Origin of the sequence: Solibacillus cecembensis (genome assembly GCF_050272495.1) — a bacterium.
GTDB classification, from domain to species: Bacteria; Bacillota; Bacilli; order Bacillales_A; family Planococcaceae; genus Solibacillus; species Solibacillus cecembensis.
Map to the genome: position 1 here is coordinate 1 of NZ_JBNNMF010000048.1, position 8,455 is coordinate 8,455.

The 8,455-nt window shown below is 30.6% G+C and carries 13 protein-coding genes; 11 read left to right on the forward strand and 2 right to left on the reverse strand.

All coding sequences use genetic code 11. The features are described from left to right. Positions 1-118: 118 nt before the first annotated feature. Positions 119-703 (reverse strand): hypothetical protein, encoded by a 585-nt coding sequence (locus ACQKIH_RS21940; protein ID WP_427768905.1) that lies wholly within the window; start codon positions 701-703, stop codon positions 119-121. Between the two features lie 193 nt (positions 704-896). Between ACQKIH_RS21940 and ACQKIH_RS21945 the strand changes: the two genes are divergently transcribed. Then, positions 897-1,118: a transcriptional regulator gene (locus ACQKIH_RS21945; protein ID WP_427768907.1), complete on the forward strand. Its 222-nt coding sequence runs from the start codon at positions 897-899 to the stop codon at positions 1,116-1,118. Next, positions 1,106-1,468: a YhjD family protein gene (locus ACQKIH_RS21950; RefSeq protein ID WP_427768909.1), complete on the forward strand. Its 363-nt coding sequence runs from the start codon at positions 1,106-1,108 to the stop codon at positions 1,466-1,468. The genes ACQKIH_RS21945 and ACQKIH_RS21950 overlap by 13 nt, the downstream gene beginning before the upstream one ends. A gap of 640 nt (positions 1,469-2,108) precedes the next feature. Here the strand turns inward: ACQKIH_RS21950 and ACQKIH_RS21955 are convergent. Further along, positions 2,109-2,570 (reverse strand): hypothetical protein, encoded by a 462-nt coding sequence (locus tag ACQKIH_RS21955; RefSeq protein ID WP_427768912.1) that lies wholly within the window; start codon positions 2,568-2,570, stop codon positions 2,109-2,111. A 581-nt stretch (positions 2,571-3,151) separates the two neighbouring features. Between ACQKIH_RS21955 and ACQKIH_RS21960 the strand changes: the two genes are divergently transcribed. From ACQKIH_RS21960 to ACQKIH_RS22000, 9 genes are all read left to right on the forward strand, one after another. Beyond that, complete coding sequence (locus ACQKIH_RS21960; RefSeq protein WP_427768914.1) at positions 3,152-3,508, forward strand: Fe3+-siderophore ABC transporter permease; 357 nt, start codon at positions 3,152-3,154, stop codon at positions 3,506-3,508. Between the two features lie 90 nt (positions 3,509-3,598). Then, positions 3,599-3,772 carry a hypothetical protein gene (locus ACQKIH_RS21965; RefSeq protein WP_427768916.1) on the forward strand — a complete coding sequence of 58 codons (174 nt, stop codon included), beginning with the start codon at positions 3,599-3,601 and terminating at the stop codon, positions 3,770-3,772. Positions 3,773-3,898: 126 nt separating this feature from the next. Beyond that, positions 3,899-4,114 carry a hypothetical protein gene (locus ACQKIH_RS21970; RefSeq protein ID WP_427768918.1) on the forward strand — a complete coding sequence of 72 codons (216 nt, stop codon included), beginning with the start codon at positions 3,899-3,901 and terminating at the stop codon, positions 4,112-4,114. A 254-nt stretch (positions 4,115-4,368) separates the two neighbouring features. After that, positions 4,369-4,692, forward strand: a complete 324-nt coding sequence (locus ACQKIH_RS21975; protein WP_427768920.1) for a hypothetical protein — start codon at positions 4,369-4,371, stop codon at positions 4,690-4,692. Between the two features lie 105 nt (positions 4,693-4,797). Beyond that, complete coding sequence (locus ACQKIH_RS21980) at positions 4,798-5,166, forward strand: YhfM domain-containing protein (RefSeq protein ID WP_427768921.1); 369 nt, start codon at positions 4,798-4,800, stop codon at positions 5,164-5,166. A 103-nt stretch (positions 5,167-5,269) separates the two neighbouring features. Continuing rightward, complete coding sequence (locus ACQKIH_RS21985) at positions 5,270-5,449, forward strand: hypothetical protein (RefSeq protein WP_427768923.1); 180 nt, start codon at positions 5,270-5,272, stop codon at positions 5,447-5,449. Between the two features lie 163 nt (positions 5,450-5,612). Next, positions 5,613-5,891 (forward strand): hypothetical protein, encoded by a 279-nt coding sequence (locus ACQKIH_RS21990; RefSeq protein ID WP_427768924.1) that lies wholly within the window; start codon positions 5,613-5,615, stop codon positions 5,889-5,891. A 260-nt stretch (positions 5,892-6,151) separates the two neighbouring features. Then, positions 6,152-6,592: a hypothetical protein gene (locus tag ACQKIH_RS21995; protein WP_427768925.1), complete on the forward strand. Its 441-nt coding sequence runs from the start codon at positions 6,152-6,154 to the stop codon at positions 6,590-6,592. Between the two features lie 1,324 nt (positions 6,593-7,916). Then, positions 7,917-8,135 carry a DUF3955 domain-containing protein gene (locus ACQKIH_RS22000; protein WP_057990133.1) on the forward strand — a complete coding sequence of 73 codons (219 nt, stop codon included), beginning with the start codon at positions 7,917-7,919 and terminating at the stop codon, positions 8,133-8,135. Positions 8,136-8,455 lie beyond the last annotated feature (320 nt).

An 8,455-nucleotide genomic window follows, 5' to 3' on the forward strand; every position in this document is an offset into this window, starting at 1 on the left:
AAAGATTAAACGGCTTGAGCCCCTTAGAATACAGGGCTCAAGCCGCATAAAGAATTTTTATTATTCCCGCTGTCTACTTGACAGGGAGCAGTTCAGTTTACATATTTAATTACTGAAGTTAGCTTAAAGGTTCATCATAAAAAGTATCAAAAATACCTTTATAATTCATTTTTAGGTCTTTAATATTTATAGGATTTGTAGAAAGTATATTGATTACGTCCCCACTTGTTCCAAAATAAATTAAATACTTACTTGTGACAATAAAAAATCCAGCATTAGAGGCACGTCTATTTTTGTTGAGAAGCACATCTATTGTAAATAAAATGATGTCATTTACTGCTACATTTTTTATTAATGCAATCTTACCAAAGCCTTCATAAAAATCAACCTCTTCACTTGTAAGTTTATATTCTTTCCAATTAACTAAGCGTATACGCTTGGATAAGTTAAGAGGGATGTAATTCTTTTTATTATCGTATTCTAAAGAAATGAATAGATCAACAGTGGGATCATCTAGCGTGAGGTTATTAATAAACTTTTGAATTCCTTCCACTCGAACTTCTCTAAAATAATCTGTTGAAAAACGAACACGGTTTTCCGTTGGTGCATTAAAATACATTGAAGAACTCCATGGTTCAGTAATGGGAACCCCAGACTTAGTATGAATAGATTTAGTCGCCAATCCTGTTAAGGTCTTTATCATATGTACCACACTCCTTCTTTTCCATTTTATTAGCAATGTTTTGAGAAGTACATAATAAAAAGCAGACAACTGTATTAGTTATCTGATAAAAAGTAAGGGCTTATTTCAAATTTCTTGATATTCCCACTTTTAAAACAGAACAAATGTACGTATAATGTAATCAAACAGACGTTCGATTATTTGGAGGGGTAACATGAAAAATAAACTAATAAAAGTGATGCAACGAAACCAATTGGTAGACATGATGTATGTAGCTAAAGATGGATCTATAACAAAACGACGAATTAAAATCGTAAAAATGATTGGAGATAAGTTTCAGGCATTTTGTTTTACCAAACAGGCGAAGCGTACTTTTATTTTCGATAATGTATTAGCTATTGCCCCAGTAGCCCACAAAGAAGGATGGGTGATCTAATGTTAAATATAGAACAACGCCAACTTGTACACGATTATTTAGTGCTAGATTTAGCAGTACAATCGCTTCAAACGGATTACAGTAAAATGGAGCAATCCGAGCAAATGAAAATGAAAACAATCTATTTACCGATTATAGATAACTTATTAAAAAGCGTACGAAATGAATATCTTAACGCTAAACGTCTTCTGGCTAAAGATAAAATCCGTGTTGTAAAATGGGTTAAAATTGACGAGCATTTTAGCGATGTAATCGTGGCTACGGCTGGTGAAGATATAACCATCCGTTACGCTAATCGGGCAATTAAGACGCATGTTGAAAATTTGCTTTTGAGTTTAACAAGCAATTGAATATCTTACTTTATTTATAGGGGGAGCGTCAGATTTATGAGGATTTACAATGTTAAGAAATATACACGATTTTATGCAAAGTAAAAACAAATCAAACAAGTAAAAATACTGCTACAGTAACCGTTTGCACAATCTGTATAAAAAGACGTATACACTATGGCTAAACAAAAAGCCAAGAAAAGTTGTTTTAACAACATTCGAGGCTTAATGGTGTATCCCCAAGCTTTAATTTGGGAACGTTTATTCAATTTTAGATGTATAGAATATTCAAATTAGATTATTACTTTTCCTTTTTTTGTTTTATATAGTCCATTAAAATTGATATAAACATAACTAATGAAATAAGAAAATAAATTATAGTGAAAGCCTTATAAACTAAATCTTCTCTAACCAAAAATTGAGACACTGATAAATACATAACTAAAAACGCAAGAATTAAAGCTGAAATTTTCCTCCATCCCATAAATTCATATCCTTTCTAAGCTTGCTTCAAAGGTGATATTGTAATATTTGGTACCATAGTTATTTTCGAAAGAATTTTTCAGAAAGTCACCAAAGTGTCATTTGGAAACGTTGTTAGATTTATTTTGTATACTTTATAAACCTTTCTTAGATGCTAAAAAAATATATCTTGCTATATTTATTCTTCCTCATATACTTTTTTCATTTGATTATACAAAGAGACATTCTCAAAATCATTCTGATTAATGTTAAGGTCTTCACTTACAATATATAAAAAATACAACCACTCTGTATCATTTTCTTCAACAGCTTTAGCGCAAGCATTTTTTAAATGTTTAACATTCACAGAATGGTCTATTCCCTTAAGATACTCCAAAGCTTTTAATGCTCCTGGCCAATTTATATCCATAAATAATTCGTATAATTTGGGTAACGCTAATTCATTTTTCGGATAACCTACTGATACTACAACATCTACTGCGTTTTCCCAGCATTCTTTCGCATAAGTTTGAAATATAAGTGGTAATTGTTCCATTGAAACTTGAGAAAGAAATTCCTTAGCGTCATTTTGAATTCCCTCAGGTAAATGCCAATTTAAATCATATGAATAGTAGATAACTAAATCATCTTTTACTTTCATGAAAACACCTCTCAATAAGACCTAAAAAAGCCATTAATAATATTAAGTGAAGTTGCACTGTATTTCATATACAAATAATCCCTATATTTTTTATTCTCTACCTAGCATTGATAACCCTTTATAACCTTCCCAAAGCGTCGTTTGGTAACTTTTCTTTCCTTAACGTTGTAAATCCGTATTTATTTGATGGGACACCTATCTGGGCATCTTCAAAAATATTATGCTTACTCCATTATACTCACAATTTACAATATAAGGATTAGATAATTTATAAAAGGTGGCAAAATTTCTTTTTTGGACATTATTATGTATTTTCTACAATTAAAAATGACCAGGCACTTTTCGATTTTAAAAAAAGATCGTTAACCTTAAATTGGATATTTATGTTAACATTACTGTAATTAAGAATGTGAAGTAATGTACTTAAACTAACGGAGCAGTTTAGTGCAACAAGGAGTATCTTCAGAATTATAGGGATTTACAACGTTAAGTTAAGAAATGTGACCAAACGAGGCTTTGGGGACTTTATACTTCAATTAACGGACCAAACTTCAGAACATGATAGATTGGGGGCATATGAAGTGATACAAGTTTTATTTGTTATTTTAATATGGGTTATACCTATTATCCTTGTTACAAATGCATATTTTAAAATGGATAAGGAAGAACGACAGGAATTTAAAAATGAATTTAAACAACCTTTAGCACTTTTTGGAGTGGGATTAATAATCATAGGCTTGTTGCTAGCATTTTCTGGTATTATCCTAACAATTGAATGGATTCAGCATATTGGTGCAATTATGGTGTTTATTAGTTGGCTTACTACAAGTATCGTAAACTGGAAAAAGGGAAAGACAGATTTTATAAAAAGTGCTGTACTTATTTTGTTAGGCGTTTTAGGAATAGCAGCTTATGGGCTTATGATTACCTATATTTAGGCTAACAGGGGCTTTAGTGTAACAAACATTATAACTAAGGTTACTTTATTAGTATAAAGAAGTGATAAATAAATTTAGGCGGTGTTTTTTGTGATTGTAAATATTGGGGATGTTATAGCGACTTTAATATATTTATTCTTTGTTATTTTAGTTTTTGCTATTATTTTTATTGCTTTTAAACGATTAAAAGATTCAACTAAAGAAAAACAGATTATTAACCAAAAATTAGACTCAATATTGCAAAAGTTAGATGAGGAAATTTAGAATTAATACTTTATTTTTAACTTATTGAAGAAGAAGTAGGTGTTTTTTGAATCGTATCAATACGTTCTCAAATAAGACTTTGGTGACTCTACGAGGAAAGCTTTCAAAAAAATGGAGGTACATATTTTGAAAAATAATAAATTTATTATTTCTTTTACGTTAGCATTTACAGGTATCTTATTTACAGGTTCTTTACTAGTGGCTTCTGCTAGTTATTTTAATAATAAAGAAATTGAAATATTAACATCACAGTGCTATCAAAACAAAGGTGAACCAACTTTAGAAATTAATAATGAACTTACAAACAACTATTCTTTTGAATGTAATAAGAGTCAAATTTAATTAACTTCATACAGAGTCATACAATAAAACGTTCCCAAATGAAAGTTAGGTAACAAAACCTCGTTTAGGGAGCATTTCTTGTTCAACTAACGGGGGCTTTACTTGAAGATCATTGAGCTGCATAAAAGGCTCATTTTTCTTCTTGAACTAACGAAGCAGGTTAGTTGAATAAGAAGGTTTTCATTAGTAAGTCAAAGAAGTAGTTATTGAAAGAATAATGCCTTTGTTAAAATCAAAAGTGAGGTGAAGCATCTATGTGGTCATTTATTTTTTATGGTTTATTTCTAATAGGATTAATCTTAATGATTGTAGCAATAGTTAAAAATGTTGCGAGAAATTATTGGTTGGCGGGATTAATTATGTATATTGTTAGTTTTTTAGGGAGTTGGTCTATTGGTCTCTACTTGCTTGTTATACCTTTTGTTTTATGGGTATTAGCTTTAGCACATTCTTTCGGTTGGGTGAAGAAAAGTTGGCAAAATGCACTATTTGCAATCATCGGAATAATACTCTGGTATCTAAGTATTACGAATATTGATGATTATTGGTTGTTCTTACCTTTTGCTTTGTTACTTTAGTTAATGTAATTAAACGTTATTAAGCTAACGGGGGCGTTTAGTTAAATTAGGAATTGTGAATTTTTTCCAATATAAACGTCTAATGAGAAAGATATGGGGAATTTAATGAAAAAAACTATTATCTACTCGTTTATAGCTATTATTGTGTGTGCATTAGGATTTTCAGGAATCCAAAGCATGACTATCCAAAAATATGATGAACCAATTGAAAAAGGAAAAATCACTACCGACAAGGAAAAAATAAAGACCATCACTGGAATCCTTAATCGGTCAAATCGTGTTACTGCTAATTATGAACTTGTTTATCCTCACGATTACAAAATTCAGCTGAAGTATAAAGACGGTAAGACAGAAGTTTTATTTGTCAATAAAAATTTTGGATTAAACATAACACTTTTTGTTAGTGATGTGCGTGAAAGCTACAAAATCAATGATAAACAAACAAAAAAAATATTAGACCTTTTACTGAACTAACCGTGTCTAACTTTTAGGGGTCACTTCAACGAGGGTTTGGGAAGGTTATACTTCAACTAACGCAGCAGATTTGTTAAAGAAGAATTTGGAAAGGAGAAATAGTATGGGAAATAGATTATTGTTTTTAGCGGTAATATTCTTTGTTTTAGGCTCTGCTATGGTAAGTAGTATGGATTCGCTTAGTTACACTTTTAAGTCAACTTTTTATGGCATTGCTATGATCGTTTTAGTCGTTATCGGCTTAGTAAGATTCTATAAATATTTGAGAGGAGTTAGGGATTAGGTTGTTTACACTTGCTCAACTAACGATGTGATTTAGTGTAACAAACATTTCAAAATGTGACCAAACACCGCTTTGGGAAGGTTTATGTTTTATCTATAAAAAAGATGGAACATTTTGTGATTTAATTCGTAAATGTAATAATAGTCTTAAAGGAGGGAATTTCATGGAATTTTATATAGTTAATGTTTTGATATTATTTATTTGTCTTTATTTACTCTCTACTGTCAGTAAACTTAATAGTCGTGTGAAAGGTTTGGAATATACGTTGGAACAGATATCCAAACAAGTTGATGTACCTGAAAGCCCAATAAATAACGAATTACGACAAATCTTAAAAGAAGGCAATGATGTCAAGGCGGTAAAAAGAGTGAGAGAAACATTAGGGCTTTCATTAATAGAAGCCAAACAGTATATTGATGTTTTAAAACTTGAAGTCAAATAATTTTCTTACACAAGCGGACTTTTTAAGAAGTTCGTTTTTTTGTATGCAATCATTAACATTTCAATTGTATTGTTATACACGTTGAAAATAAATAACGTTCCCAAATGATACTTAGGGAACCAATACCCCCTACTCAATTGAATAGGGGGCGTTTTGACTGCTTGTGAACGCTTTGGAAACTGTAAAAAGGTTTATCAATGCTAGGTAGAGAATAAATATATAGATTATTTGTATTTTACATAAATTTTGGGAGTGATTAAATGAAATATGATAGAACTACGTCATATCAACTTATTCTATCATTAGCGTTTCTAGGTCTTGCTGTAAGTGTAAGTATATCGAGTTGGCATATTCCATCTGTAAAATGGGTATCGTTAACGGTATTTGTCTTCTGTGTTTGCAATGCTTTTGTAACGTATCAAGTAGTAATAAACAAACATACAATTCGTTATACAATTAAACTCTTTGGATTAAAGATTTATAACAAGAAAATAATTCATACGGATGTTGCAAAAATTACGTTCAAACGAATTGGTTGGAACTCAAAATTAGCTGTCATTAAAGTTCGAAAAGGGCTTTCGATTCGTGTTGGTTATTTTAAACCAAATGATGTCTATAAAGATTTAATCGGATTTTGCGAAGAAAATGAAATTCAATTCGAGAAAACAAAAGATTATAAGATAATTGAGAACATGGGATAATACAAAATTTATACAAATCCATGTAAAAAAACGTTCCCAAACAGCGACAAACACTGTTAAATAGGTTTTTGTCGCTGTTTTTTATAGAAAATAACACTCTGAGACGCTGCGAAAAATAATTTTAAAGAAGACTGTTCGATCCACTTGTTTTGAATGGCGGTAACATATAAATAGACTCTTAATGAAATGTTACCAAAGGGTCCTTTGCGGGTTTTTTATCAACTAACGGAGTTTTCTTCAATAAGCATAGATGGATTTTCGTCAATTTTGAATGGTTGATTTACAAATATATGGAACTTATAATCAGTTCAATCGTATTAAAGTAATAGGTTCATTGAAGTTGATTATAAGGAGTCGGTGATAATATGTTTAAGCAAAGTATCAGATTTCCCTTAACATATTTTGTGGCATTAACCATTTTGCAGTTTATTAGTAACAAAGAGATTAATTGGATGATGAACATAATGACCTTTTTTATAGCATTCTTGTTTATTTTGCTATATAAATGGGCTGATATTCCATATAAGTGGAATAAGAACAAATAATAAGTAAATATAAACAATAAATTCTTATTAAATTAACGGGTGCTTAGTTCAACAAGAATTTATAACGTATACATAAATAAACAAAATAACGTTCCCAAATGAAAGCTTGGTAACATTTCAAAAAGCGACAAACACTGTTAAAACGGTGTTTGTCGCTTTTTTTTATAGAAAATAACGCTCTGAGATGCTGCGAAAAATAATTTTAAAGAGGACTGTTCGATCCACTTGTTCTGAATGGCGATAACATATAAATTGAATCTCAATGAAAGTTACCAAACGACGCTTTGGGAACAAAGTTTGGGGAAGCTTTTATCGTTCAGTCACCAATGTTTCATTTGGGAACGTTATTTTATATAGCTTAAATAAATGTATTAATAAAACAAAAATAAAAGGTGCAACAATTAACTGTTGCACCTTAAGGTAAAATAATATACATTATATCCCCTCTGAAATTCCTGTAAGAAAAAAACAATCCCAATAAAAAAAGCCTCTGAATAGCATTTTCCCGAGGCTTAAAGATCGATTGATTCTGTGTGAGCCTTGGCTTTTTTCGTTTGTTTAAATCATGAGTATTTATAGATAAGCAATAATTATTTATTGTTTTACGATAAAAAAGTGTTGACTAAGGATGTTTTAATGGTTATTCTAACATTAGAAAGTTTGAGAGGCGGTAAAACACTACTTAGTATTTATTAGTGGGAACTACAATACCACTCCTGTCTAGGTGATTGGGAGTATCAAAAAAATAATTAAACTAACTTTAATGGAGGAAGATTATTATGAAAATGAAATATGTAATTGCATCCACACCAATTCTTTTAGGAGTAATCTGTTTTATTGCGTATACTATTATTGGAAGTAATGTAGCTGCAGATGGCAAGTTAGAAGAACCTTTCTTCTTGCTTCCAATTGGTCTTTTATTATTCTTCTTAGGGATTGTGTCATTAGCTGGTATGGCACTGATTTCAATGTTTAAGAAAACACAAGTTTCAAACTAAAATATTTAATTTTTGTATAAAAGGCTACCAACCAACACTGTATTCATAAATTGATAATTAGGCAGTAACGACAATGACCAAACCCTGCTCATAATTCCTACTGAGGTCATTAAAGATGATCTTGTAAACAATACGTATATCAAATAGCGGACTAAACAAGTGCTTTAGTACAATAAGGATTTATAAAGTATACAAAACAAACCTAATAAACGTTCCCAATTGAAAGTTGAAGTGACCCCTTAAAGTTAGACACGGTTATTTCAGGCAGCTAATTGGGTATGAGTTCGATAGTGTATCGGGCTCATGCCTTTTAATTTTGC